Source organism: Saccharothrix stipae (genome assembly GCF_054781895.1).
Genome location: NZ_BAAGTN010000007.1, coordinates 272,514 through 299,143, shown reverse-complemented (window position 1 = coordinate 299,143; position 26,630 = coordinate 272,514). Strand labels below are relative to the sequence as shown.

Here is a 26,630-nt window from a genome sequence, read left to right as displayed (position 1 = left end):
GGAGATCGACATGACCGTCAACGCCGGCCCCGCGCCCCGCACCCTGACCGACGACGAGCTGGTGGACCTGCTCGGCAAGCAGCAGTTCGGCGTGCTGGCCACGGTGAAGCGCAGCGGCCACCCCCACCTGTCCACCGTGCTGTACCAGTGGGACGCGAAGGAACGGGTCATCCGCGTCTCGACCACGGCCGACCGCCTCAAGGCACGCCAGATCCGGGCCAACCCGAGGGTCGCGCTGCACGTCAGCGGGCCGGACGTGTGGTCGTTCGCCGCGGTGGAGGGTGACGCGGAACTGGTGGAGGACAAGGGCGGGAACGGCGAGCCGGACCGCCGCCTGACCATCACGTTCCCGGCGACCCGCCTCTACGGCACCGCGCTGGACATCCCGGAGGGCGAACCGCGGGATTGACCGGCCGCGTCGGCGCCCGCCCCGTGTGAGCAGCAGCACGCGGCACGGGCGCCGACGCGCGCGGCGGGACCGTTAAAATCGTTTCAGTAGCTAAGCAAACCAGTCGCGCGGTCACTGTCGACTCGGGACAGATGACAGGAGCGACGCATGACGGCGACGGTCGAGTCCACCGCGACCCGTCCGCGGGGCAAGAACGGCGGGGCCGCGATGGCCGCGCTCGCGCTCGGCGGGTTCGGCATCGGGACGACCGAGTTCGCCACCATGGGCCTGTTGCCGCAGATGGCGGCCACGTTCGACATCTCGATCCCTACCGCGGGCCACGCGATCAGCCTCTACGCGCTCGGCGTGGTGGTCGGGGCGCCGCTCATCGCCGGGCTGGCCGCGAAGCTGCCGCGCAAGGGCCTGCTGATCGGCCTGACGATCGCGCTGGCGCTCGGTAACGGCCTGTCCGCCATCGCGCCGAACACCGGCCTGCTGATGACGGCGCGGTTCGTGGCCGGCCTGCCGCACGGCGCGTTCTTCGGCATCGCCGCCGTGGTCGCCACCACGCTCGTGCCACCGGAGCGGCGCGGCACGGCGGTCGCCCGGATCATGGTCGGCCTGACGCTGGCCAACCTGGTCGGCGTGCCGGTCGCCACCGCCGCCGGTCAGCAGATCGGGTGGCGCGTCGCCTACCTCGCGGTGACCGTGATCGCGCTGGTGACGGCGCTGGCCGTGGCCAGGTGGCTGCCCCGCGTTCCTGCCGCACGCGACGCGAGCGTGGGCGCCGAGCTCAGCGCGTTCCGCCGTCCGCAGGTGTGGTTCGCGCTGCTCACCGGCATGATCGGGTTCGGCGGCATGTTCGCCGTCTACTCCTACATCTCGCCGATCACCACCGAGGTCACCGCGCTGTCCGCGTCCGCGGTGCCGTGGGTGTTGGCGGTGTTCGGTCTCGGCATGACTCTCGGCGCCACGGTCGGCGGCCGGTTCGTGGACCGCTCGGTCATGGGCACGGTGTTCGGCTCGCTGATCGCGGTGACGGTCGTGCTGGTCGTGTTCGCGCTGACCGCCACCTCGCCGGTGATGGCGTTCGGCACGGTGTTCCTCATCGGGCTGGTGTCGCAGGTGTTGGCATCGGCGTTGCAGGTGCGGCTGATGGACGCCTCCCCCGACGCGCCGTCGCTGGCGTCGTCGTCCAACCACTCGGCGTTGAACATCGCCAACGGCGCGGGCGCGTGGCTCGGCGGTCTCGCCATCGGCGCCGGCTGGGGCTACACCTCCACCGCGTGGGTCGGCGTCGGGTTGAGCCTGGCCGGACTGGCGGTGGCCGCCCTATCGGTCACCGTCGACCGCCACCGCGTACGCACCTGACGCGACACCCGTCACGCCTGGTGCCACTTCCCCGTTTGCCACCCGTGCCGCCAAAGCCGCCACCACCCTGGCCGCTTCCGCCGCCTCGTCGGCGAGGCCAATCACCTCGGACGCCAACCTGACCGCAGCCTGCACCCGGTCGGCGGCCACGATCAGCGCAATGTCGCCCAGCGTCGCATCTGGACGCGGGTATGGGCGTGGCGGCGGACGGCGTTGACCAGCGTCGTCCGCCGCCGCGGCGGTCAGGACTGGTTGAGCACCTCGCGCAGTCGGGTGGCGAAGCGGTCCGGGGTGTCGGCGAAGCCGATGTGGCCGCCGGGGAACCTGGTCGGTGCCAGGCCGAGCCCGGCCGCCAGCGCCGTCGACGTCCGCTCGCACAGCTCGCCGACCGAGTCCTCGCCGATGCCGACCACGATCCGGGTCGACGCCGAGCGCAGCGCGTCGAAGTCGGGCACCCAGTGGACCGTCGGCCGCAGCATGTGCTCGTACTGGTAGCGCTCGTCGGCCAGGTCCTGCGGGTCGCGCTCGCCGCCGAACACGTGCTCGACCACCTCGTCGGGCATCTGGATGTTCGCGATGGCCATGAACTGCCGCCACGCGCCGACGGAATCACCGGCGCGGTAGGTGGTGATCATCTCGTCGGTCCGCCGCAGCAGGTCCTCCCGGTCGGGGACCAGCTGGTCCAGCGGCGGCTCGTGCGGGATCGCGGTGTGCACCAGGTCCGGCCGGGCCTGCACGAGCGCCAGCACGCTGACCGCGCCGCCGCTGGAGCCGAGGACCGCGGCCGGGCCCGCGTCGAGGTGCTCGACCAGCCGGGCGATGTCGTCGGCGCGCAGCTCCGGGGTCGCGTCCCGGTCCGGGTCGTCGACCTTGCTGCGGTTGATGCCGCGCGGGTCGGTGGTCAGCACGGTGTGGTCCGCGGCGAGCAGGTCGGCCAGCGGCTCGAACGACCTGGCGTCCATCGGCGCGGCGACCAGCACCACCAGCGGTCCCCGGCCGCGCACCTCGTAGTGCAACAGCGCGTCGGGCACGCGGAGGGTGTCGACGGTGGCGGTCTGGGTCATGGCGGTTCCTCCCGGAGGTCCTCTGAAGTGCTCGTTCGCCGGTAGTGACTCCCGGGGTGGGGCAGAATCGTCGTTCGTGAGCGAAGTTTCCCCGACGAGTTCCGCGGCGGCGGTCGACGACCCCGACCTGGACCGGGCACGCGAGGGTGACGGCGCCGCGTTCACCCGCCTGGTCGAACCGCTGCGCCGGGAGCTGCACGCCCACTGCTACCGCATGCTCGGCTCCACGCACGACGCCGACGACGCCCTCCAGGACGCCCTGTTGCGCGCGTGGCGCGGGCTCGGCCGCTTCGAAGGACGCGGCTCGCTGCGCTCGTGGCTGTACGCGGTGGCCACGCGCACGTGCCTGGACACCGCGGCGAGCCGGGGTCGGCGCGCCCTCCCGGTCGACCTGGGGCCGTCCAGCGAGCGCGCGGTGATCGGCGACGTGCCGTCGACCGACGTGGCCTGGCTCGGGCCGTACCCCGACGCAGGCCTCGGCGACGGCGGACCGCACGGGCGTTACGCGCAGCGCGAGGCCGTCGAGCTGGCGTTCGTCGCCGCTCTGCAACACCTGCCGGGCAACCAGCGGGCGGCGCTGCTGCTGTTCGAGGTGCTCGGCTTCTCGGCGGCCGAGATCGCCGCGATGATGAACACCTCGACCACGTCGGTGAACTCCGCGCTGGCCCGGGCCCGACGGGTCGTCGCGGAGAAGGTGCCCTCGCGCACGCAGCAGCAGACGTTGCGCCTGATCGACGACGCCCGCCTGCGGCAGGTCGTGGCCGACTTCTCGGGCGCGCTGGAACGCGGTGACGCCGACATTCTGGTCGCGCTGCTGACCGAGGACGTCACCTGGTCGATGCCGCCGCTGCCGCACTGGTACCGGGGCATCGAGGCGGTCACCGACTTCGCCGTGCGGGTGCCGCTGACCGGCTGCCCGCCGTGGCGGCACGTCGAGACCGGCGCGAACGGCCAGCCCGCCGTCGCCTGCTACCTGTGGGACGACGCCGCGGGCGCGCACCTGGCGTGGGCGATCAACGTGCTGACCCTGCGTGACGACCTGATCTGCGAGGTCACCTCGTTCGTGGGGGCCGGGCACTTCCCGGCGTTCGGGCTGCCCGCCTCCCTCCCGTGACGGTGACGGTGACGGCGGCTCACCAGGCGGCGACGCGCACGACCTCGTGGGCGATCTCCTCGACCGACCTGCCGTCCGTCGCCACGCGCACGGTCGGCGGCGGCGCTTCCGCGTCCAGCAGGCGTGCCATCGCCAGGCTCCGCTCGACGTGCGGCGCGAGCTGGGAGCCGATCTCACGGCGCGCGAGGCGCTCCCGGACGGTCGCCTCCTCGGCGGTGAGCAGCACCAACGTGGACCGGACCGCCCCCGGTCCCATGGCACGCCGGAGCATCGGCTCCTCCAGCACGCTCACCGTGTTCGTGTACACGAGCCGCCGCTGGCCGAGGGCGGCGTAGTTGGCCCAGATCGCGGCCAGGTTCCGCTCGGTGATCGCGGTGCGGTGCGGGTCGTCCGCCGGCGCCGGGTGGATCTGGTCCAGGAAGTCGCCCTCCACGAAGCAGTGCGGCGTCTCGCGCGCCTGCAACAACTGGGAGACCTCCCAACCGACGCTCGACTTGCCGACCCCGGCGCCACCGCCGATCAACAACAACTCCCGCGTGACCATGATCGCCAGCCTGCCACCCGTCGCGGCGAAAGCCTGCTCGGCGTCCGTCCATGTGGCACGATCGCGCACGTGACGAGCACACCAGCTGCGGCGCAGCACCTGCGCGACCTCGCGCTGCTGCGCCGCGTCCGCGACCGGATCGATCGGGAGTACGCGCAACCACTGGACGTCGAGGCGCTCGCCCGCGGCGTCAGCATGTCGGCCGGGCACCTCAGCCGACAGTTCCGACGCGCTTACGGTGAGTCACCGTACTCCTACCTGATGACGCGGCGCATCGAGCGCGCGAAGACGCTGCTGCGCCGTGGCGACCTCAGCGTCACGGAGGTCTGCTTCGCGGTCGGCTGCTCGTCGCTGGGCACCTTCAGCACCCGCTTCACCGAGCTGGTCGGCGTGCCACCCAGCACTTACCGGCGGCAGGCGACGGGTGAGACGGAGGGGATGCCGCCGTGCGTGGCCAAGCAGGTCACCAGACCGATCAGGAATCGAGAAGCGCCGACCCCCGAGCCTCACCTAGCGTGACGGCCATGGACATCACCATTCACCAGACCTACCTCCCGCAGGACGACCCGGAGGCCGCGCTGGCCTTCTACCGCGACACCCTCGGCTTCGAGGTCCGCAACGACGTCGGGTACGAGGGGATGCGCTGGATCACGGTCGGCCCCGTCGGCCAGCCCGACACGTCCGTCGTGCTGCACCCGCCCGCCGCCGACCCCGGCATCACCGAGGACGAGCGCCGCACCGTCGTCGAGATGATGGCCAAGGGCACCTTCGCCGGCATCAACCTCGCCACCAAGGACCTCGACGGCGTGTTCGACAAGCTCCAGGCCGGCGGCGCCGAGGTCGTCCAGGAGCCGACCGAGCAGCCCTACGGCGTGCGCGACTGCGCGTTCCGCGACCCGGCGGGCAACCTGATCCGCATCCAGCAGCTGCGCTGAGCCGCCCGGCCACCGCGGCCGATCCGCCCCAGCCCGAGCCGATCGCCCCAGCCCGATGAGTGCCGCAGACCGGTGAGTGCCCCAGCCCGATGAGTGCCGCCCCGCTCCCGCGCACGGCCCCGCGTCGACGTCCCGCTCCCCCGACGCGCCGCCGGAGCGGGGTGATCGCACCCCCCCGACCCACGTGCGCCGCAGCGCGACCTACCGCCGCCCGACCAGATGGAGACACGAATGAGCCCGGCCAAGAAGGGCGCCCAACAGGGCACCCAGTCGCCCGCGCCGCACGCCGCCGACAGCCACGACACGATCCGCGTGCAGGGCGCGCGCGTGAACAACCTCAAGGACGTCAGCGTCGAGATCCCCAAGCGCAGGCTGACCGTGTTCACCGGCGTCTCCGGGTCGGGCAAGAGCTCGCTGGTCTTCGGCACGGTCGCGGCGGAGTCGCAGCGGATGATCAACGAGACCTACAGCGCGTTCGTGCAGGGCTTCATGCCCACGCTGGCGCGGCCCGAGGTCGACGTGCTCGAAGGGTTGACCACCGCGATCATCGTCGACCAGGAGCGGCTGGGCGCCAACCCGCGCTCGACGGTCGGCACCGTCACCGACGCCAACGCGATGCTGCGCATCCTGTTCAGCAGGCTCGGCACGCCGCACATCGGCCCGCCCAACGCGTACTCGTTCAACGTCCCGTCGGTGAAGGCCAGCGGCGCGATCACGGTCGAGCGCGGCGGGAAGACCAAGGCCGAGAAGGCGACGTTCAACCGCCTCGGCGGCATGTGCCCGCGGTGCGAGGGCATGGGCTCGGTCAACGACATCGACCTGGCCGCCCTGTACGACGACGGCAAGTCGCTCAACGAGGGCGCGCTGACCATCCCCGGCTACAGCATGGACGGCTGGTTCGGGCGCATCTTCCGCGGCTGCGGCTTCTTCGACCCGGACAAGCCGATCCGCAAGTACAACAAGCGCGAGCTGCACGACCTGCTCCACAAGGAGCCGACCAAGATCAAGGTCGACGGGATCAACCTGACCTACTCGGGCCTGATCCCCTCCATCCAGAAGTCCTACCTGTCCAAGGACCTCGACGCGCTCCAGCCGCACATCCGGGCGTTCGTGGAGCGGGCGGTGACCTTCACGACCTGTCCCGACTGCGGCGGCACCCGACTGGCCAAGGAAGCCCTCTCGTCCAAGATCGAGGGCAAGAACATCGCCGACGTCTGCGCGATGCAGATCAGCGACCTGGCCGACTGGGTGCGCGCGCTGGACGAGCCCTCGGTGGCGCCGCTGCTGACCAACCTGAGGCGGACGCTCGACTCGTTCGTGGACATCGGCCTCGGCTACCTCTCGCTCGACCGGCCGTCGGGCACGTTGTCCGGCGGTGAGGCGCAGCGCACCAAGCTGATCCGCCACCTCGGCTCGTCGCTCACCGACGTCACCTACGTCTTCGACGAGCCCACCATCGGCCTGCACCCGCACGACATCGAGCGGATGAACGCCCTGCTGCGGCAGCTGCGGGACAAGGGCAACACCGTGCTGGTGGTGGAGCACAAGCCCGAGGTGATCGCGATCGCGGACCACGTCGTGGACCTCGGGCCCGCCGCGGGCACGGGCGGTGGCGAGGTGGTGTTCGAGGGCACGGTCGACGGGCTGCGGGCCGCGGACACCCTCACCGGGCGGCACCTCGACGACCGGGCGGCGGTGAAGCCGTCGGTGCGGACGCCGTCGGGTGCGCTGGAGGTGCGCGGCGCCGACACCCACAACCTGCGCGACGTCGACGTCGACATCCCGCTCGGCGTCCTGTGCGTGCTCACCGGTGTCGCCGGGTCCGGCAAGAGCTCGCTGGTCCACGGCTCGGTCGCGGGCCGCGAGGGCGTGGTGGTGATCGACCAGGGCGCGATCCGGGGTTCCCGGCGCAGCAACCCGGCCACCTACACCGGTCTGCTCGAACCGATCCGCAAGGCGTTCGCCAAGGCCAACGGCGTGAAGCCCGCGTTGTTCAGCTCCAACTCCGAGGGCGCCTGCCCCACGTGCAACGGCGCCGGTGTCATCTACACCGACCTGGGCGTGATGGCGACCGTCGAGACCACGTGCGAGGACTGCGACGGCAAGCGGTTCCAGGCGTCGGTGCTGGAGTACACGCTGGGCGGCCGGAACATCGCCGAGGTGCTCGCGATGTCCGTGGTCGAGGCGGAGGCGTTCTTCGGCGACGGCGAGGCGCGCACGCCCGCCGCGCACAAGGTCCTCGACCGGCTCGCCGACGTCGGCCTCGGCTACCTCACCCTGGGGCAGCCGCTGACCACGCTGTCCGGCGGTGAGCGGCAGCGGCTCAAGCTGGCCACGCAGATGGCGGACAAGGGCGAGGTCTACATCCTCGACGAGCCGACCACGGGCCTGCACCTGGCCGACGTCGAGCAGCTGCTCGGCCTGCTCGACCGGCTGGTGGACTCGGGCAAGTCGGTCATCGTCATCGAGCACCACCAGGCGGTCATGGCGCACGCGGACTGGATCATCGACCTCGGTCCGGGCGCGGGCCACGACGGCGGCCGGATCGTCTTCGAGGGCACCCCGGCCGAACTGGTCGCCAAGCGCTCCACCGTGACCGGCGAGCACCTGGCGGACTACGTGGGCGCCTGACCAAACCGCGAGAGTCCTACCTCCAGCACGCGAGAGTCCTACGTTCACCGCACGAGAGTCCTACATCCAGGAACCCCGAATTCAACGCTCAGCGCACGGAGCCGGGTGAGGCACCCGATCCGAACGTTGAATTCGGGGTGTCCGAACGTAGGACTCACGCGACGCGAACGTAGGACTCACGCGACGCGAACGTTGGACTCTCGGGGGTCAGGAGGTGCGGGTGAGGCGCACCGCCGTCCACGAGACGGGCGGCAGGACGACGTGCAGGTCGGCGTCCGCGATGGTCGCGTCCTGCGGCTTCGGCACGACGCGGTCCGGGTCGGTCTCGGTGTTGGTCGCCGAGCCGTCCGGGTCGTGCACGGTCCACGCCTCGGCCACCTCCACGTCGCCGAACGCGGCGAGGCCGGCCCGCAGGTCCACCGGCTCCGACCGGTGCCGGTTCACCACGAACACCACCGTGTCACCGGTCTCCTCGTCGTGCGTGGCCACCGCGTCGACCACCGGGACGTCGCCGAAGCGCTTGGTCGGGTACGTCGGCGAGGACGTCTCCACCCGCAGCACCCGGCCCCGGGCCAACCGCGAGGTCAACGCGAACGGGTGGAAGATCGTCTGCCGCCACGCCGCACCACCGGGCTCGCTGCGGATCGGCGCGATCACGTTGACCAGCTGCGCCTGGCACGCAATCGCGACCCGGTCGCTGTGGCGCAGCAACGAGATCAGCAGGTTGCCGACGACCACGGCGTCGGTGACGTCGTACTGGTCCTCGATCACCCGCGGCGCGATCTCCCACTCCGTCGGCGGCGCGGCCTGGAACCGCTTCATGTACCAGACGTTCCACTCGTCGAACGAGAGCGTGATCTTCTTGCTGCTCTTGAGCCGCGCGCCGACCGCGTCCGCGGTGGCCACCACGCTGTCGATGAAGTGGTCCATGTCCGTGGCGGAGGCGAGGAAGCTGTCCACGTCGCCGTCGAGCACCTCGTAGTAGGCGTGCAGCGAGATGTGGTCCACCTCGTCGTAGGTCAGCTCCAGCACCGTGGACTCCCACGCGCCGAAGGTCGACATCGCCGAGCCAGAACTGCCGCACGCCACCAGTTCCAGGTCCGGCTCGGCCTGCCGCAGCGCGCGGGCCGTCTCGGCGGCCAGCCGGCCGTACTCGTGCGCGGTCTTGTGCCCGAGCTGCCACGGGCCGTCCAGCTCGTTGCCCAGGCACCACAGCTTCACGCCGTGCGGCGCCTCGCTGCCGTTGGCGCGGCGCAGCTCGGACAGGTGCGTGCCGCCTTCGTGGTTCATGTACTCGTGCACGTCGAGCGCTTCGGCGACGCCCCGGGTGCCGAGGTTCACCGCGTACATCACCTCGACGTCGGCCTTGCGGGCCCAGCGGACGAACTCGTCGATGCCGACCTCGTTGGTCTCCAGGCTGTGCCACGCGAGCTCGCGGCGCACCGGGCGTTCGGCGACCGGGCCGACGCCGTCCTCCCAGCGGTAGCCGGACACGAAGTTGCCGCCGGGGTAGCGGACCAGCTCGACCCCGAGCTCACGGGTCAGCTCCAGCACGTCACCGCGGAAACCGTCCTCGTCGGCGGTCGGGTGGCCGGGTTCGTAGATGCCGGTGTAGACGCAGCGGCCCATGTGCTCGACGAACGACCCGAAGAGCCGGCGTCGCACGGGCGCGATGACGTAGTCGGGATTGAGGGCAACGGAGGCGTTGAGCACGGTGCTCCTACTTCAGGGCGCCCGCGGCCGCACCGCTGCGCCAGAAGCGCTGCAGCAGGACGAAGGCGACGATGAGCGGGACGATGGCCAGCAGTGAGCCGGTCACCACGAGGTTGAACAACATCCTGGTGCCTGCCTCCTGCTGCGCGGTGTTGAACCAGGTGGTCAGGCCCACGGTCAGCGGGTAGAGGTCGGCGTCGCTGAGCATCACCAGCGGCAGGAAGTAGTTGTTCCAGGTGGCGACCAGCGTGAACAGGAAGACGGTGACGATCGCGGGCCGCATCACCGGCACCACGATCTGCCAGAAGATGCGCAGCTCGCCCGCCCGGTCGATGCGGGCCGAGTCGATCAGCTCCACGGGCACGCTCTCGTCCACGTAGACGCGGATCAGGTACGCGCCGAACGGGCTGAGCAGCGAGGGCAGGACGACCGCCCACATCGTGTCGACAAGCTCCACCTCGGACAGGATCAGGTACGTCGGCAGCACCAGCGCGGTCGCCGGCACCATGATCATGCCCAGCAACGCCGTCTCGAACAACCGCTTGCCCGGGAACCGGAACCTGGCCAGGCCGTAGCCCGCGGCCGCCGCCAGGGTCGTCGCGCCCACCGCGCTCAGGCCCGAGTACAACGCCGTGTTGACCAGCCACTTGCCGTACGCACCGTCGTCCTCGCGGAACAGCTGTCCGATGTTCTCGAACAGGTTGAACTCGGCGAACCACAGCGCCGGGCTGTCGAGCAGGTCGGGCTGGCTCTTGGTGGCCGCGACGACCACCCACAGCAGCGGGACGAGGAAGTACAGGATGCCCACGCCCATCAACAGGTGCGGGAGCCGGGTCCTCACCTTCATCGGATCGGTGCCTCTGCCGAGGGTCATGCGCGCTTCCCCCGCCTGCGGTTGTTGACGAACACGAACGCGTAGGCCACCACGAACACCAGGAAGCCGAGCGCGAAGGAGAGCGCGGCGGAGTAGTGGAAGTCCGAGTAGGCGAACGCCTGGTTGTAGGCGTAGAGGTTCGGCGTGTAGCCCGCCGAGATCTGCGGCGCGAACCGGGCCATGATCTGCGGTTCGGTGAAGAACTGCATGGTGCCGATGACGGTGAAGATCGCGGCCAGCGAGATCGCCTGCTTGATCGCGGGCACCTTGACCCGCAACGCGATCTGCACCGGCGTGGCGCCGTCGATCACGGCGGCCTCGTACTGCTCCCGCGGCACGCCCTGCAACGCCGAGTACAGGATGATCATGTTGTACCCGGTCCACGCCCACGTCACGATGTTGCCCAGCGACACCAGCAGCAACGAGACGCCGAAGAAGTCGATCGGGTCACCGCCCACCAGCGTCGGCAGGTCGGCGAACGGGCCGAACGTGCGGCTGTAGAGGAAGCCCCACATGAGCGCGCCGACGACGGCGGGCACGGCGTAGGGCATGAACGCGATGAGCCGGAACGCGATGGCGAACCTCGTGGTGACCGCGTCCAGCGCGAGCGCGCCGGCCAACGCGATGCCCAGCATGATCGGGATCTGCACGAGTCCGAAGAGGACGACCCGCAGCAGCCCGTCGAGCAGCAACGGGTCGGTGAACGCGCGCACGTAGTTGTCGAGGCCGCTGAACCGCGTGCCGAGGGCGAGGCTCTTGCTGGACAGGCTGAGCCAGAACGCGTACCCGAGCGGCACGACCAGGAACGCGACGACGACGAGGAAGAACGGCAGGACGAACAGCGCCCCGGCCACCGGGTGCGCGGTGACCCGGCGCGACCGCCGCCGCGCGCGGGACTCGACCGGTGCGAACGGCGGCGGGTCGTCGGCCTCGGGCGCCGTGATCGGCGTGGACCGCGTCACGGTGAACCTCCTGACTTGGCCTGGGATGGAGGGCTGCGCGCCGGGGCGTTACTTACTGACCTTGAAGCCCTGCTTCTCGGCGTAGGCGACGACGTTCTTCTGCGTCTCGTCCAACACCGAGTCCCACGACCTGCCGCCCGTCAACGCCTCGGCGCTGCGGTCGTCCAGCTCGCTGTACACGAAGTCCTGGAAGGGCGTGAACTGGAAGTCGCCCAACTTCTCCGACACCGGCACGAAGATCTCGTTCACCTTCTGGCCGTTGAAGAACTCGTAGGCCTTGCCGGTGAACGCCGGGTCCGCCGCGACGTCCTTGACCAGCGGGTAGAGGAACGCCTTGTCCAGGCCGATCTCCCAGGCCGCCTCGGACCTGCCGAACAGCTCGCGTGCCACGGTGGTCGCGGCCTTGGGGTTGCGGGCCTGCTTGGTCACGGTGAACGTGGAGCCGCCCCAGTCGCCCTGCTCGTCCGCGCCCGCGGTCCACTGCGGCATCGGTGCGACCGCCCACTTGCCCGTGGTGTTCTTGAGCGAGCCCGCCAGGTAGCCGGGCGTCCAGCCGGCCGCAGCCCACGTCCAGTACTTGCCCGAGTCCAGCGCGGCGGTGGCGTCGGCGGTGAAGAACGGGTCCTTGGCCATGAGGCCCTTGTCGACCAGGTCACCGATGAGGTCGACCACCCGCTTGCACTCCGGCGCGGTCAGGTTGATCTTCACCTGGTCCTTGGCGGTGGTGTGCGAGTAGCCGTACGGGCGGCAGCCGGACTGCCACATCAGGCCGTTGAGCCAGCCGCCGTCGCTGCCGAAGCTCGCGATGTGCGCGTTCGGGTCGGCCGCCTTGATCTTCACGGCCGCCTCGGCGTACTCGGCCCACGTGGTCGGCACCGGGATGCCGTGCTGGTCGAACAGGTCCTTGCGGTACATCAACGCCATCGGCCCGCCGTCGACCGGGATCGCGTAGACCTTGTCGCCGTCGGTGGCCTGCTCCCACGCCCACTCGGCGTACAGGCCCTCGTCCTCGTTGGCGCCGTGCTCGCCCATGTCCGCCAGGGCGTCGAGGATGACGAACGTCGGGATCTGCTGGAACTCCACCATGGCCACGTCCGGCGCGCCCTTGCCCGCGGTGATCGCGGTCTTGAGCTTGGCGTAGTGGTCCGCCCCGGTGCCGGCGTTGGTCCACTCGACCTTGATGTCGGGGTGGGTGGCGTTGAACGCCTCGACCACCCCCTTGAACTCCGGGTACCAGGCCCAGACGGACACCGTCACGGGTCCGTCGTCGCCGCCCGCCCCGCCGCACGCCGCCACGGCGAGCAGGCCGCAGGCGGCGAGCCCTCCTCGGAGTTTCGCCAACCAGGTGGTGCCGAGCATGAGTGCGCCTTCCCGTCGCGGCATGCATCCGGGCATGCGCGACCGCGATCACGGTGCGTGAACGAGACGGACAGGGTGAGCGGCGACCCCGCGAGGCGCGAACTGGTGCCTGGAGGCCGGGTCCGGGTGTCGCACCACGGCCGGCGGGTCCTGGGGACCCCACCGCGTCTGCCACCGTGGCACCGGGTCTTGCTGCGCTGCAAAGCACTATGGACGGGGTTTTGCCGCGCTGCAAGACCTCATCTGAACTTAATTGAAACGATATTTGAGACGGTTGCGCGTCCCCTGGGGTCGGGACTTGTCGCGGCGCGGGCCGCGATGCACACTCCCGTGCAGCGCTGTACGCGCAGCGCTGTAGCGGTGGGCCGCCGCGCCGGTCCGACGGAGGAGAACGATGCGCGACGCCACGCTGCGTGACGTAGCCGAGCTCGCCGGCGTGTCTGCGCGCACGGTCTCGAACGTGGTCAACGGCTACGCGCGGGTCACCGAGCGGACCCGCGAGAAGGTGGAACGGGCGATCGAGGAGCTCGGCTACCGGCCCAACGTGCTGGCCCGCAACCTGGCCAACGGCCGGTCCGGGCAGATCGCCGTGGTCGTGCCCTACCTGGACACGCCCTACTTCGCCGAGCTGTTGCAGGCCATCATCCCCAGGGCGCGGGAGCGCGGCTACAACGTGCTGATCGACCAGACCGACGGCGACCCGGCGCACGAGCGCGAGCTGATCCGGCGCGGTGCGCGGGCGCTGCTGTTCGACGGCATGATCTTCAGCCCGCTCGGGCTGGCCCAGGAGGACCTCGACGACGGTGATCCGACGCTGCCGCTCGTGGTCCTCGGCGAGCGGTCGTCCAACGGCACGTTCGACCACGTCGGCATCGACGACGTGGCGGCGTCGCGCGAGGCCACCGCGCACCTGATCGGCCTGGGCAGGCGCCGGGTCGCGGCGATCGGCGACCAGCCGTACCCGACCGGCGAGGCCGCCCAGCTGCGCACGCTGGGCTACCGGCAGGCCCACGCCGACGCCGGGCTGCCGGTGGACGAGTCGCTGATCATCCACACGCCGAGGTTCAACCGGGCCGACGGCTCGGGCGCGATGCGCGCGCTGCTGGACCGGGACGACCCGCCGGACGCCGTGTTCTGCTACAGCGACCTGGTCGCGCTCGGCGCGCTGCACGAGGTGCTGGAACGCGGGCTGCGCGTGCCCGAGGACATCGCGCTCATCGGGTACGACGACATCGAGGAAGGCCGCTACTCCAACCCGACGATCAGCACCATCTCGCCGGACAAGGTCACCATCGCGACCACGGCGGTGGAACGGCTGCTCGCGCGCATCGGCAGCGCCGAGCCGGTGCCCGGGATCGAGGTGCGCGCCGCGCACAGGCTCATCCCACGCCAGAGCACCCTCGGACGCGTCGCCGCGCGGTGAGCCCGGCCCGTCGTGCCACACCGCGTGACCAGCCGGACGAAGAAAGCGCTTTCCCGGTCTATTGACACCCACCCCTCCCGGCGGGAGCATCCTGTGTCGTCCTGTCGCTCTGCGAAGTTCTCTGATCGGTGTTGTTGGTTCACCACGCGTAGAACCGGGGTCCCAGTGGACAGACACAGGCATGTGCGCTTAGCGGCGGCCGTCACGCTCCTCGTGGCATCGGGCCTGGTGACGATCCCGGCGGCGGCCGGTGAGCCGGCCGCCGCGGCGCACCCGGTTCGCGCCGAGAGCTTCGACGGGTCGTGGAAGTTCGCCCTGGCCAACACCACCGGTGACGACGACCCGGCGTTCGCCGACGCGGACGAGCCGGGCTTCGACGACTCGTCGTGGCGCGCGCTGAACCTGCCCCACGACTGGTCGATCGAGCAGCCGATGAGGCCTGAGGCGGGCAGCGCCACGGGCTACTTCCCCGGCGGTCTCGGCTGGTACCGCAAGACGTTCACGCTGCCGCGCTCGACCGCGGGCAAGAAGGTCTCGCTCGAGTTCGACGGCGTCTACATGGACTCCGAGGTCTACCTCAACGGCACGCTGGTCGCCGCGCACCCGTACGGCTACACGGGTTTCGCGGTCGACCTGACCCCGTTGGCGCACACCGACGGCCGCACACCGAACGTGGTCGCGGTGAAGGTGCGCAACAAGCTGCCGAGCAGCCGGTGGTACTCCGGCAGCGGCATCCACCGGCACGTCGACCTGGTCGTCACCGAACGGGTGCACGTCGCCCGGCACGGCACGTTCGTCACCACCCCGGACGTCGAGCGCGAGGTGGGGTCCGGCCACGCCACCGCGCACGTCCGCACCGACGTGGTCAATGACAGCGGCGCGCGGGACGTGACCGTGCGGTACCGCATCAAGGACGCCGACGGTCGCGTGGTGGCACGTCACCGGACCGAGGTGCGCGGGACGTCCGTCGAAGCCGACATCCGGGTGCCCGAGCCGACCCTGTGGTCGATGGCGGACCCGCACCTCTACACCCTGGAGACCGAGGTCGCGGTGGCGGGCAGGCGCGTGGACGCCACCAGCACCCGGTTCGGCTTCCGCTGGGTCCGGTTCGACGCGGACGAGGGCTTCTTCGTCAACGGCGAGTACCACAAGATCCAGGGCGTCGACCTGCACCACGACCAGGGCGCGCTCGGTGCCGCGGTGAACCGCGACGCGCTCGCGCGGCAGTTCCAGCTGATGAAGGGCATGGGCGTCAACGCCTTCCGCACGTCGCACAACCCGCCGACGCCCGAGCAGGTCGAGCTCTGCGAGGAGCTCGGCATCGTGATGATGGTCGAGGCGTTCGACACCTGGCGCCGGCCCAAGCTCGCCTACGACTACGGCCGGTTCTTCGACGCCAACAGCACCGCGGACATCAAGGAGATGGTGCACGCGGCGAGGAACTCACCCGCCGTCGTGCTGTGGTCGGTCGGCAACGAGATCCCGGACTTCTGGACCGTCCCGTTCGGCCCGGACACCGCCAAGCGCCTGGCCGCCGACATCCGCTCGATCGACACCACCCGTCCCGTGGTGTTCGGCTCGGACGCCTACCGCCGGGTGCCCGCCACGGGTTCGGGACCGGACCAGATCCTCAACGCCCTGGACGGCCTGGGCCTGAACTACAACACCGCGGGCGCGGTGGACGCGTTGCACGCCAAGTACCCGGACAAGTTCATCTTCGAGTCCGAGTCGTCGTCCTCGACCTCCACCCGCGGCTCGTACCAGGACCCGTTGCTGGTCAACACCGGTGAGAACCAGACGCCCGGCAGGCGCGAGGTGTCGTCGTACGACAACAACATGGCGTCGTGGACGTTGAGCGGCGAGTACGGGTTGAAGAAGGACCGGGACCGCAAGTTCTTCCTCGGCCAGTTCCTCTGGGCGGGCATGGACTACATCGGCGAGCCGACCCCGTACGACGGCATCTTCCCGGTCCGGACGTCGCACTTCGGCGCGATGGACACGGCGGGTTTCCCCAAGGACCTCTACTACCTGTTCAAGAGCCAGTGGACCACCGACCCGATGGTGCACCTGGTGCCGATGAACTGGACCGACCACCAGGTCGGCGACCCCGTCGAGGTCTGGGCGTACGCGAACGTCGACACCGTCGAGCTGTTCCTCGACGGCAGGTCGCTCGGGGTGCGGACGTTCGACCGCAAGAAGACCACCTACGGCAAGGAGTACCTGGAGACGACCGAGCCGTCCGGTGACGACAAGAACGTCACCACCGGCCCGTTCCCGGGCAGCTACACCAGCCCGAACGGCAGCGCGGGCAAGCTGCACCTCACGTGGACGGTGCCGTTCGCGCCCGGTGAGCTGGTGGCGGTGGCGCGCAGGGACGGCAAGGAGGTCGCGCGGGACACCGTGCGCACGGCCGGTGCGGCCTCGGCGGTGAAGCTGACACCGGACCGCAAGGTCGTGACGGCCGACGGCAAGTCGCTGACCTACGTCACCGCCGACGTGGTCGACGGCCGCGGCGTGGTGGTGCCGGGCGCGGCGAACCGGGTCACGTTCTCCGTCACCGGCGGGCGGCTGGTGGGCGTGGACAACGGTCGGCCGGAGAGCGTGGAGCCGTACAAGGCGGACGGCATGACCGCGTTCCACGGCAAGGTGCTGGCGATCGTGCAGTCGGACGCGCGCGGCGGGCCCATCACCGTCGAGGCGACGTCACCGGGCCTGCGTTCCGGTCGCACGTCCGTGCTCGCCCTCTGGCGCGGTGCCAAGGGGCCGGGCGGGTTGTCGCCGGTGCCGCCCGCGTCCGTGCCGAGCAGCGCGCCCGGCGTCGACGCGAGTTACAGCGGCCGGACGACCACGGTGCCCGCCGCGATGGTGGACGGCGACCTCGCCACCCGGTGGTCGAACGCCTACGCCAAGCAGGAGACCCAGGTGCTGCCCGGCGTGTCGTCGGCGCACGCGAGCGACTGGGTCTCGGTGGCGTGGCCGCAGGCGCGGGAGGTCGGCGGGGTGACGTCGTACTTCACGGTGGACGGCTCGCACCGGTTGCCCGCCTCGGTCCGGGTCGAGCACTGGGACGGCGTCGCGTGGGCGGCCGCGTCGAACGTCCGGGTCGAGTGGGCCACCGCCGCGGGCCAACCGAGCCGCATCACGTTCGACCCGGTGACCACGACCCGGGTCCGGCTCACCATGACCAGCCGTGCGCCGGGGACCTCCACCGGGTTCCTCGGCATCGACGAACTCCAGGTGATCGGGGGCCCGTGATGGCGAACGTGAACCGTTGGACGTTCCTGGGCGGGGTGGCCGTGGCCTACGCGCTCCCGCTCGGCGGTGCTTTCGCCAAGGACCAGACGTCCTCGCCCCGGCACGGGCACCTGGTGTGCCTGCGCCAGGACCACGAGGAGGACCGGTAGGCGGTTCGATCGAGGGCCCGCCGTTCGAGGGTCGACTATTCGCGGGTCCGGTGTCCGCTGCTCGGAGGTTTGCCGCTCGGAGATCCACCGCTCGGAGGTCTGCCGCTCGGAGGTCTGCCGTGCCCCGGGTGCGCTGGGGATAACACCCGGGGCACGGCCGGTCGCCGCCCCCCTTGTCTCTCGGCGACCGGCGTGGACCCCCCTCCGGACCACTGGAACGACTATGGGGCACGGCTGCTGAAGCAAACCTGAAGGAACCTGAAGCGGACTTCAGCTGTGCCGATCCACGCCACGGCATAGTTGGCACATGCGGGTACTGGTGGTCGAGGACGACCGGCGCTTGGCGGAGCTGCTCAGCCGCGGTCTCACCGCGGAGGGGTTCGCCGTCGACGTCGAGCACGACGGCCGCGACGGGCTGTGGCGGGCCACCGAGCACGCCTACGACGTGATCGTGCTCGACGTGATGCTGCCGTCCCTGAACGGGTACCGGGTGTGCGAACGGCTGCGTGCCGCCGGGGTGTGGACGCCGATCCTCATGCTCACGGCGAAGGACGGCGAGCTCGACGAGGCCGAGGGGTTGGACACGGGTGCGGACGACTACCTGACCAAGCCGTTCTCCTACCTCGTCCTGGTCGCCCGGCTGCGCGCCCTGGTCCGCCGGGGTGGGGTGGTCCGGCCGACCGTGCTGCGCGCGGGTGACCTGGAACTGGACCCGGCGCTGCGGTCGTGCCGCCGCCGTGACGTGCCGATCCCGTTGACCGCGAAGGAGTTCGCGGTGCTGGAGTACCTGGTGCGCCACCGTGACCAGGTGGTCACCAAGGCGGAGATCATCCAGGGGGTGTGGGACTCGGCGCAGGACCCGGACCCGAACCTGGTCGAGGTCTACATCTCCACCCTGCGGCGCAAGGTCGACGCCCCGTTCGGACGGCGGAGCATCACCACCGTCCGGGGTGTCGGGTACTGCGTGCGGGGTGACGGCGAGTGAGCGGCGGGCGGTCGCTGCGGGTCAGCGTGACGGTGGTCGCGACGGTGGTGATCGCCCTGCCGCTGCTCGGCATCGCCGCCGTGGCCGCGGTGTTCCTGCGGGACCAGGCGATGCGGTTCGACACCTCGCCCGCGAAGATCAGCCTGATCTGCGTGGCGGGCAGGCTGACCAGCCCGTTCCCGTCGCCCGAGAAGCGGCAGGTCGCGGCCCCCGTGTCGCTGGGGGCGCGGTGCGCGGGCGGTGCGCACGAGATCGCGATCACGTCGCAGCGGATCGGGACCTTCGCCGTGGAGGGCATCCCGGACGGGGACAAGGTGGTGACCTACGAGGCCGAGTACAGCTCCGTGGCGCAGATCCCGGAGCTGTCGCTGTGGCCGTTCACCGATCCGCGCGGCATCAGCTACCGGCAGGTGCTCGACACCGGCGTGAGCCTGCCGAGCAGGCCGGTGTCGAGCCTCGGCGCGTGGCGGCGGGATCTGATCGACGCCCAGACCTCGCTCAACCAGGACGTGCTCGGTTTGTTCGCCGGAGCGTTGCTGCTCACCGGGCTGTTCGCGTTCGTGGTGTGGATCGCCACCGGGCGGGTGCTGCGGCCGGTGGAGGCCATTCGGCGGGAGGTCGCCGACATCACCGAGCACGACCTGTCGCGCCGGGTGCCCGTGCCGGGGACGCGCAACGAGATCGCCCGCCTGGCCGGCACGGTGAACGCCACGCTGGACCGGTTGCAGGCGGCGGTGGAGGACAACCGGCGGTTCGTCGCCGACGCGTCGCACGAGCTGCGCAGCCCCATCGCCGCGCTGCGGGCCGAGCTGGAGATCGCCCACGCCCACCCGGACCTGACGGACTGGCGGGCGGTGGTGGACGGCGCCCTCCACGACACCTACCGACTGCAACAACTGGCCGGTGACCTGCTGATGCTGACCCGGCTCGACCACCCGGCTTCGCTGACCACGAACGACGAGGTCGACCTGGCCGAGCTGGTGCGCACGGAGGCGGCGCGCCGCCGTTGCGACCACGTGCTGGTCACCGACGTCGGCGAGCGGCCGATCCTGGTGCGCGGCAGTCGGTCCTTGCTGACCCGCCTGCTCGGCAACCTGCTGGACAACGCCGAACGCCACGCCGACGGCCGGATCACGGTCCGCTTGGCCGTGGTCGGTCGGGTGGCCAGGCTGGACGTGGTGGACGACGGTCCGGGGATCCCGGTCGAGGACCGTGAGCGCGTCTTCGAGCGCTTCACACGTCTGGACGACGCCCGCACCAGGGAGACCGGGGGCGCCGGTCTCGGCCTGCCCATCGCCCGCCGCATCGCCCAGCTGCACCGCGGCACGCTCGACGTAGCGGACGTAGCGGACGTAGCGGACGTAGCGGACGTAGCGGACGTAGCGGACGTAGCGGACGTGGCCGACGCGCCGGCCCGCGACGGCACGCGCCTGACCGCCGTGCTACCGGTGTTGCCGGTGTTGCCCGCCGACGACACCTGACACCTGACCGGCCTGACACCTAACCGCGAGCGCGGGGAACGACCAAGCCCGACTCGTAGGCCGCGACCACCGCCTGGGTGCGGTCACGCAGACCGAGCTTGTTCAGCACCCGGCTCACGTGGGTCTTCACCGTCTCTTCGGTGACCACCAGCCGGCCCGCCACCTCCGTGTTCGACAGGCCCTCCGCGATCAACCGCAGCACCTGCGTCTCCCGTGGAGTGAGAGTCGACAGGCCGGCCCCGGACGCAGCCGGCTCCGGTCGCAGACGAGTGAACTCGCTGATCAGCCGACGAGTCACGGTCGGCGCCAACAACGCCTCCCCTGCCGCGATGACCCGCACCGCATCGAACAACTGCTCCGCCGTCACATCCTTGAGCAGAAACCCGCTAGCACCCGCACGCAACGCGTCGTAGACGTACTCGTCCAGGTCGAACGTCGTGAGGATGAGAATCCGCGGCCCAACCCGCCCACTCTCGCCGCTCCCTCCTATCTCGCCACCCCCGCCGCCCTTCCAGCCCTCACCGCCGTCGCCGCTCCTCCCGCCCTCGCTCTCGCCGCTGCCGCCGCTCCGCCCTCTCTCGCCGTCCCCGCCCTCGCCGCTCCTCCCCCTCCAGCCCTCACCGCTTCTCCCGACATCGCGGCTGCCGCCGCTCCGCTCTCTCTCGCCGCCCCCGCTCTCGCCGCTCCTCCCACTCCTGCCCTCGCCGCTCCCCCCACTCCGGCCCCCGCCGCTTCTCCCAGCCTTGCCGCTGCTACCGCTGCCGCTTCTCTCCCCTCTCTCGCCGCTGCCGCCGCTCCACCCGCCCTCGCCCGCGCCGCCCCCGCCCGCACCGCTCCTCTCACTCCCGCCCTCGCCGCTCCCCCCACTCCGGCCCTCACCGCTTCTCCCGGCATAGCCGCTGCCGCCGCTCCACCCGCCCTCGCCCGCGCCGCCCCCGCCCGCACCGGTCCTCCCACTCCCGCCCTCGCCGCTCGGCCCACCCAGGCGACTATCACCGGTCCTCGCACTCTTGCCGCCCCTGCCGCTCTCGGCACGGAGTCGGCGGGTGGCCTCGATGCCGTCCACACCCGGCATCCGCACGTCCATGAGCACGACGTCGGGTGCCAGCTCGCGGCAGATCCGCACCGCCTCGTCGCCGTCGGAAGCCGTGCCGACGACCGTGAAGTCCGGTTGGGTGTCGAGCAGCGCGGCGTACCCGGTGCGGATCACCTGGTGGTCGTCGGCGACCACGATCCGGACGGTGCTCATCCGGCAGCCCTCGCCGGCAGGCAGGCCTCGACCACGAACCCGCCCGCGCCCGCCGGACCCGTGTGCAACCGGCCGCCGACGGCCGCCGCGCGTTCACGCATGCCGGTCAACCCGTGCCCGCCGGCCGGTGTCGTGGCGGGCGGGCCGGGCCCGTTGTCCCTGATGCGCAACCGCAAGGCCTCCTCGGTGTAGTGCAGCTCCACGTCGACCGCCGCTCCGGGCGCGTGCCGCCGCGCGTTGGTGAGGGCTTCCTGGACGATCCGGTACGCGGCCAGCTCGACCCCGGGATCGAGCCCCGCCGGTGCGCCGGAGACGATGAGCCGGGCACCGGCGCCGGACGTGTCGCGTGCGTTGTCGAGCAGTTCGGTGAGCTGCTGCAACCCGGGCTGCGGGTGCCGTTGCGCGACCTCCTCCGGCGCGTCCTCCCGCAGCACGCCCAGCAGCCGCCGCATCTCGGTCAGCCCGGCGCGCGCGGTGTCGCCGATCTCCGACAGCCGCTGCGCGCCGGCGGCCGGCATGCCGGGCGTGGTCAGCCTGGCCGTCTCCGCCTGCACGGCGATCATCGAGATGTGGTGCGCCACGACGTCGTGCAGCTCTCGGGCGATCCGGGCCCGTTCACCGCGCGCGGTGTGCTCCCGCAGCCTCCCGGACACGGCCTGCCGGGCGGCGCGGTGCACGAGCGCCTCACCGCGCGCCCACCGGGCCATCCCGACCCAGGCCGCCGCCGGTCCCAGCGATGCGGCCAGCACGGTGAGGGCCGCTTCCCAGGAGGCGTCACCCCAGAGGGCGAGCACCAGGTACGGCGCGGCCAGGAACGTGGCCAGGACCTGCCCACCGGCCCGGCCGAGCCGGTACAGCACGACCAGCTGCGCGCCGAGCCCGGCCACGGTGAGGCTGTGGAACAGCCCGAGCGACAGCATGCCCGCGGCCGAGACGGCGATCGCGGCCGGCCTCGGCGGCAGGAACACCGACGGCCCGGTGGTGGCCAGGGCGAGCAAGCCGAGCACCAGGACGAGTTGCGCGTCCACGCCGCTGGTGACCGCACGCATGGCCGACTCGGTGACCGCCGCCGAGCCCAGCAGCGCCCCGGCCACGACCGGCGCGTGCGGGATCGCGGCGATCCGCCGTGTCCAGCCGCCGTACCGGTCGCTTCCTTCGTTCACGTGGATCATTGTGGTCGTTGGGCCGGGTCTGCGCGTCACTCGCAGGTGGTGAAGTTGCCATCCCCCACGCGAGGGACTGCAACGCCGGTCATCCCCCATGCCAGCCACTCCGAAAACGGCTCTCCAGCGTGACGACCACGAACACCCCGCTGCCTAGCCTTTCTCCCATGGAAGCAACCATCGAAGTCTCCGGGCTGCGCAAGCGGTACGGGCCGACCGTGGCACTGGACGGGATGACGTTCACCGTCGCGCCCGGGAAGGTCACCGGGTTCGTCGGCCCCAACGGCGCCGGCAAGTCCACCACGATGCGGGTGGTCCTGGGCCTGGACTCGGTCGACGAGGGCCACGCGCTGGTCGGCGGTCGGCCGTACCGGAGCCTGCGGCACCCGTTGCGGCAGGTCGGTTCCCTGCTGGACGCCTCCGCGTTGCAACCGAGCCGCACCGGCCGCAACCACCTGCTGTGGTTGGCGCACTCGCAGGGCCTGGGCGCGCGCCGGGTGGACGAGGTGGCCGAGCGGGTCGGGCTGACGTCGGCGATCCGGCGCAAGGCAGGCGGCTACTCGTTGGGCATGCGGCAGCGGCTGGGCATCGCCGCGGCGCTGCTCGGCGACCCGCCGGTGCTGGTGCTGGACGAGCCGGTCAACGGCATGGACCCCGAGGGCATCCGGTGGATGCGCGGTTTCCTGCGGTCGCTTGCCTCCGAGGGCCGGGCGGTGCTGGTGTCCAGCCACCTGATGAGCGAGTTGCAGGACACCGCCGACCACGTGGTGATCGTCGGCCGGGGCAAGGTGATCGCCGACATCGGCGTGGCGGAGCTGATCGAGGCCGCGTCCGGTGAACGGGTCACCCTGCGCACCAGCGCCCGCACGCAGGCGGTGACGGTGCTGGCGCGGGCGGGCGCGACGGTCGCCGTCACCGGGCCGGAGGCGCTCACCGTGTCCGGGCTGTCCGGTGAACGCGTGGTGGCGCTGCTGGGTGAGAACGCGGTGCCGTTCTCCGAGGTGTCCGCGCATCGCGCGTCCCTCGAAGAGGCCTACATGGAGCTGACCAGGGACGCGGTGGAGTTCCACGCGGCCGCGACCGAGGAGGCGGCAGGATGACCAACCAGTCGCGGGAACGCGCCGAGCAGTACCGCTCCGGGCAGGACGGCTCCGAGCGGGACGGAGGTCAGCGGACCAGGCCAGGAACGAACGGGCTCGGGCAGGACGGCTCCGGGCGGGATGGGTCCGGACGGGACAGATTCGGGCGGAACGGATTCGGGCAGGCGTTGCGCGCCGAGTGGACGAAGCTGCGCACGGTGCGCGGCTGGGTGTTCGGCTTGGTCGCGGCGGGGTTGGTGATCGTGCTGATGGGGTTGTTCGCCGCGGCGGCGAGCAACTTCTCGTGCAGCGGCCCCGACGGCAAGCCGTGCGCCGGGCGCACGCCGACGCTCGGCCCGGGTGGTGAGCCGGTGATCGACAACTTCTCGTTCGCGCACCAGGCGTTCACCGGTGACGGCAGCATCACCGCCCGCGTGACGTCGCTGACCGACGTGTCCAGTCCGGACGGCGAGGAGCCCGTGGCGGACATCCAGCCGTGGCGCAAGGGCGGCATCATCATCAAGCAGAGCACCACCCCCGGGTCGCCCTACGCCGCGTTGACGCTGACCGGCGGTCACGGCGTTCGGCTCCAGCACAACTTCACCGGTGACGTCGCCGGCACGCTGCACGCGATGCCGAGTTGGCTGCGCCTTGCCCGGTCGGGTGACACGATCACCGGCCACGAGTCGCCTGACGGGGTGAACTGGCACCTCGTCGGCGCGGTCACCCTCCCTGGGCTGCCCGCGACCGTGCGGGCCGGGCTGTTCGCCACCTCACCGCATTACGAGGTGACCAGCCAGTCGTTCGGCACCACCAGCGGCAACAGCTACCCGACGCGGGCGACGGCCGAGTTCGACCGGATCGACCTCCAGGGTTCGTGGCCCGACCGCGAGTGGACCGCCGAGACCATCGGCGCCCTGGGCGGACCGGGCGCGGCGCCGGATGTCGGGTTCGAGGAGACCGCCGGCGGCGTCACGGTGAGCGGGTCCGGCAACATCGCGCCGGTCGTGGCCGGCCGCGGTGGGCTGGGCAGAACGATCGAGGGACGGCTGGTTGGCGCGTTCGCCGGGCTGATCGCGATCATCGTGGTCGCGGCGACGTTCATGACCTCGGAGTACCGGCGCGGTCTGATCCGCACCAGCCTGGCCGCGAGCCCGCGGCGCGGTCGGGTGCTGGCGGCGAAGTCGGTGGTGGTCGGGGTGGTCACGTTCATCACCGCGCTGACAGCCGCGCTGGTCACGGCGCCGTTGGTCCGGGCGGTGGAGGTGGACAAGGGGTTCTTCGTGTTCCCGGTGCCGACCGCGACCGAACTGCGGGTCATCGCCGGCACGGCGGCGTTGCTCGCGGTGGCGGCGGTGTTCAGCCTGGCCGTCGGCACGGTGCTGCGGCGCAGCGCGGGAGCGGTGGCCGCCGTGGTCGTGGCGATCGTGCTGCCGTACGTCCTGGCGATCGCGGGCGTGCTGCCCGCCGGACCGTCGGACTGGCTGCTGCGGATCACACCGGCCGCCGCGTTCGCCGTGCAGCAGAGCCTGCCGGAGTACGCGCAGGTCGCCGCGAATTACACGCCCGCGGACGGCTACTTCCCCCTCAGCCCGCTCGGTGGTTTCGCGGTGCTGTGCGGCTACACGGCGGTCGCGCTCGGCGTGGCGGTCTTCGTGCTGCGGCGGAGGGACGCGTGACCGAGGTGTTGCGCGTGGAGTGGACGAAGCTGCGCACCGTGGCGGGGACGGCGTGGCTGCTGGCCGCCGTGGTGCTGCTGACCGTGGCGCTGGGCGTGGTCGCGTCCACGTCGGTCGGCTGCTCCGGCGTGGGCTGCGGCCAGGACCCGGCGAAGATCAGCCTGACCGGGATCGCGTTCGGGCAGGCCGTGGTCGTCGTGCTGGCCGTGCTGGCGGTCGGCGGCGAGTACAGCACCGGGATGATCCGGGTGACGTTCGCGGCGATGCCGCGCCGGTCCGCGGTGCTGATCGCCAAGGCCGCCGTGGTCGGTGTGCTGGTGCTGGTCGCGGGGGCGGTGGCGGTGCTCGTGTCGGTGCTGGCCGGGCGGCTGATCCTGCCGGGCAACGGTTTCACCGAGGCCAACGGTCACGCGGTGCTGTCCCTGGCCGACGGGCCGGTGGTGCGTGCGGCCGTCGGCTCGGTGCTGTACCTGGTGCTGGTGGGGCTGCTCAGCCTGGGCGTGGCCACCGCGGTGCGTGACGCGGCGGCGGCGATCGGGATCGTGCTCGGGCTGCTGTACCTGTTCCCGATCGTTGCCGCCGTCGTGTCCGATCCGGACTGGTTCAAGCGCTTGCAGCGGATCAGCCCGATGACGGCGGGGCTGGCGGTCCAGGCCACCACGGACGTCGACAGTCTGCCGATCAGCCCGTGGGCGGGACTGGGCGTGCTCGGGCTGTGGGCCCTGGGAGCGCTGCTGGCGGGCGGTCTGCTGCTCCGGCTGCGCGACGCCTGACCGCGGTCGGTACTCAGGCCGCCCGGTTCGGCCTGGGCAGCAGCAGGTGCACCGCGAAGGCCGCCACGGTCGTCAGGACGACCTGGTAGAGGATCGAGAGCCGCGGGTCGCTGCCGACCGTGAACACCGCGTCCAGCCCGGTCGTCACCACGCCGGCCAGGGTCAGCATGCCGGTGACGTGCCAGCCGAAGAAGCCCGCCGTCCAAGCCACCAGCGGCCACCGGTTGCGATCGGGGCGTCGCAGCACCAGGTAGGTGGAGAACGCGGCGGCCGCGTTGAAGGCCACGCCGACGATCTGCAATTCGACGGGTTCACCGGACAACAGCGTGGCAAGCGTTTGCGCCACCACGAGCGCGAGCACCGACCAACATCCAACCCGAGTCTTGTCCACGTTCAGGATGCTAGGTCAACAAGGCCAACGGCGTGCGATCGCCGGCGT

23 protein-coding genes are annotated in these 26,630 nt (G+C 71.4%); 14 read left to right on the top strand and 9 right to left on the bottom strand.

Features of this window, described 5'->3' with window-relative positions:
• Positions 1-10: 10 nt before the first annotated feature.
• Both ACYVLT_RS14100 and ACYVLT_RS14095 read left to right on the top strand, forming a co-directional pair.
• Complete coding sequence (locus ACYVLT_RS14100; RefSeq protein ID WP_461120617.1) at positions 11-409, top strand: pyridoxamine 5'-phosphate oxidase family protein; 399 nt, start codon at positions 11-13, stop codon at positions 407-409.
• Between the two features lie 147 nt (positions 410-556).
• A complete protein-coding gene (locus ACYVLT_RS14095; protein WP_461120616.1) occupies positions 557-1,759 on the top strand; it encodes an MFS transporter in 1,203 nt (400 codons plus the stop codon).
• Between the two features lie 242 nt (positions 1,760-2,001).
• Here ACYVLT_RS14095 and ACYVLT_RS14090 read toward each other — a convergent pair whose 3' ends face one another.
• The gene (locus ACYVLT_RS14090) at positions 2,002-2,823 is read right to left on the bottom strand and encodes an alpha/beta fold hydrolase (RefSeq protein ID WP_461120615.1); all 822 of its coding nucleotides are present in this window, start codon (positions 2,821-2,823) and stop codon (positions 2,002-2,004) included.
• 76 nt (positions 2,824-2,899) lie between these two features.
• Here ACYVLT_RS14090 and ACYVLT_RS14085 point away from each other — a divergent pair, with 76 nt between their 5' ends.
• A complete protein-coding gene (locus ACYVLT_RS14085) occupies positions 2,900-3,937 on the top strand; it encodes a sigma-70 family RNA polymerase sigma factor (RefSeq protein WP_461120614.1) in 1,038 nt (345 codons plus the stop codon).
• Between the two features lie 19 nt (positions 3,938-3,956).
• Here the strand turns inward: ACYVLT_RS14085 and ACYVLT_RS14080 are convergent, their stop codons facing one another.
• Positions 3,957-4,550, bottom strand: a complete 594-nt coding sequence (locus ACYVLT_RS14080) for a nucleoside/nucleotide kinase family protein (RefSeq protein ID WP_461120613.1) — start codon at positions 4,548-4,550, stop codon at positions 3,957-3,959.
• On the opposite strand from ACYVLT_RS14080, the gene ACYVLT_RS14075 reads away from it, so the two are divergent.
• From ACYVLT_RS14075 to ACYVLT_RS14065, 3 genes are all read left to right on the top strand, one after another.
• Positions 4,551-5,000, top strand: a complete 450-nt coding sequence (locus tag ACYVLT_RS14075; RefSeq protein WP_360451195.1) for a helix-turn-helix transcriptional regulator — start codon at positions 4,551-4,553, stop codon at positions 4,998-5,000.
• A gap of 5 nt (positions 5,001-5,005) precedes the next feature.
• Entirely contained in the window at positions 5,006-5,416 is a 411-nt protein-coding gene (locus tag ACYVLT_RS14070; RefSeq protein WP_461120612.1) for a VOC family protein, read from the top strand.
• Positions 5,417-5,647: 231 nt separating this feature from the next.
• A complete protein-coding gene (locus ACYVLT_RS14065; RefSeq protein ID WP_461120611.1) occupies positions 5,648-8,047 on the top strand; it encodes an ATP-binding cassette domain-containing protein in 2,400 nt (799 codons plus the stop codon).
• Between the two features lie 207 nt (positions 8,048-8,254).
• On the opposite strand, the gene arfA is transcribed toward ACYVLT_RS14065, so the two are convergent.
• Genes arfA through ACYVLT_RS14045 form a run of 4 tightly spaced genes read right to left on the bottom strand, consistent with a single transcriptional unit; the run spans position 8,255 to position 12,979 of the window.
• A complete protein-coding gene (gene arfA / locus ACYVLT_RS14060; protein WP_461120610.1) occupies positions 8,255-9,760 on the bottom strand; it encodes an arabinosylfuranosidase ArfA in 1,506 nt (501 codons plus the stop codon).
• A gap of 7 nt (positions 9,761-9,767) precedes the next feature.
• A complete protein-coding gene (locus ACYVLT_RS14055; protein WP_461120609.1) occupies positions 9,768-10,634 on the bottom strand; it encodes a carbohydrate ABC transporter permease in 867 nt (288 codons plus the stop codon).
• Positions 10,631-11,596, bottom strand: a complete 966-nt coding sequence (locus ACYVLT_RS14050; RefSeq protein WP_461120608.1) for a carbohydrate ABC transporter permease — start codon at positions 11,594-11,596, stop codon at positions 10,631-10,633. Before ACYVLT_RS14050 ends, ACYVLT_RS14055 begins: the two co-directional genes overlap by 4 nt.
• Before the next feature lie 48 nt (positions 11,597-11,644).
• The gene (locus tag ACYVLT_RS14045; protein WP_461120607.1) at positions 11,645-12,979 is read right to left on the bottom strand and encodes an ABC transporter substrate-binding protein; all 1,335 of its coding nucleotides are present in this window, start codon (positions 12,977-12,979) and stop codon (positions 11,645-11,647) included.
• Between the two features lie 370 nt (positions 12,980-13,349).
• On the opposite strand from ACYVLT_RS14045, the gene ACYVLT_RS14040 reads away from it, so the two are divergent.
• The 5 genes from ACYVLT_RS14040 (at position 13,350) to ACYVLT_RS14020 (ending at position 20,248) form a co-directional block, all read left to right on the top strand.
• A complete protein-coding gene (locus ACYVLT_RS14040) occupies positions 13,350-14,378 on the top strand; it encodes a LacI family DNA-binding transcriptional regulator (protein ID WP_461120606.1) in 1,029 nt (342 codons plus the stop codon).
• 213 nt (positions 14,379-14,591) lie between these two features.
• Positions 14,592-17,633, top strand: coding sequence for a glycoside hydrolase family 2 TIM barrel-domain containing protein (locus tag ACYVLT_RS14035; protein ID WP_461120605.1), 3,042 nt, complete (start codon positions 14,592-14,594; stop codon positions 17,631-17,633).
• On the top strand, positions 17,633-17,782 hold the full coding sequence (locus ACYVLT_RS14030) for a hypothetical protein (RefSeq protein ID WP_461120604.1): 150 nt from the start codon (positions 17,633-17,635) through the stop codon (positions 17,780-17,782). Before ACYVLT_RS14035 ends, ACYVLT_RS14030 begins: the two co-directional genes overlap by 1 nt.
• Positions 17,783-18,089: 307 nt before the next feature.
• Positions 18,090-18,767 carry a response regulator transcription factor gene (locus ACYVLT_RS14025; protein ID WP_461120603.1) on the top strand — a complete coding sequence of 226 codons (678 nt, stop codon included), beginning with the start codon at positions 18,090-18,092 and terminating at the stop codon, positions 18,765-18,767.
• Complete coding sequence (locus ACYVLT_RS14020) at positions 18,764-20,248, top strand: sensor histidine kinase (RefSeq protein ID WP_461120602.1); 1,485 nt, start codon at positions 18,764-18,766, stop codon at positions 20,246-20,248. Before ACYVLT_RS14025 ends, ACYVLT_RS14020 begins: the two co-directional genes overlap by 4 nt.
• Before the next feature lie 19 nt (positions 20,249-20,267).
• Here ACYVLT_RS14020 and ACYVLT_RS14015 read toward each other — a convergent pair whose 3' ends face one another.
• The gene (locus tag ACYVLT_RS14015; protein WP_461120601.1) at positions 20,268-21,497 is read right to left on the bottom strand and encodes a response regulator; all 1,230 of its coding nucleotides are present in this window, start codon (positions 21,495-21,497) and stop codon (positions 20,268-20,270) included.
• Positions 21,494-22,660 carry a sensor histidine kinase gene (locus tag ACYVLT_RS14010; protein WP_461120600.1) on the bottom strand — a complete coding sequence of 389 codons (1,167 nt, stop codon included), beginning with the start codon at positions 22,658-22,660 and terminating at the stop codon, positions 21,494-21,496. Before ACYVLT_RS14010 ends, ACYVLT_RS14015 begins: the two co-directional genes overlap by 4 nt.
• A 167-nt stretch (positions 22,661-22,827) precedes the next feature.
• On the opposite strand from ACYVLT_RS14010, the gene ACYVLT_RS14005 reads away from it, so the two are divergent.
• From ACYVLT_RS14005 to ACYVLT_RS13995, 3 genes are read left to right on the top strand one after another with little or no spacing between them, the layout of a single operon-like run.
• Positions 22,828-23,760: an ABC transporter ATP-binding protein gene (locus ACYVLT_RS14005; protein WP_461120599.1), complete on the top strand. Its 933-nt coding sequence runs from the start codon at positions 22,828-22,830 to the stop codon at positions 23,758-23,760.
• Positions 23,757-25,418 (top strand): ABC transporter permease subunit, encoded by a 1,662-nt coding sequence (locus ACYVLT_RS14000; RefSeq protein ID WP_461120598.1) that lies wholly within the window; start codon positions 23,757-23,759, stop codon positions 25,416-25,418. Before ACYVLT_RS14005 ends, ACYVLT_RS14000 begins: the two co-directional genes overlap by 4 nt.
• Positions 25,415-26,191, top strand: a complete 777-nt coding sequence (locus ACYVLT_RS13995; RefSeq protein WP_461120597.1) for an ABC transporter permease — start codon at positions 25,415-25,417, stop codon at positions 26,189-26,191. The genes ACYVLT_RS14000 and ACYVLT_RS13995 overlap by 4 nt, the downstream gene beginning before the upstream one ends.
• Positions 26,192-26,204: 13 nt before the next feature.
• On the opposite strand, the gene ACYVLT_RS13990 is transcribed toward ACYVLT_RS13995, so the two are convergent.
• A complete protein-coding gene (locus tag ACYVLT_RS13990) occupies positions 26,205-26,582 on the bottom strand; it encodes a hypothetical protein (RefSeq protein WP_461120596.1) in 378 nt (125 codons plus the stop codon).
• Positions 26,583-26,630: the final 48 nt, after the last annotated feature.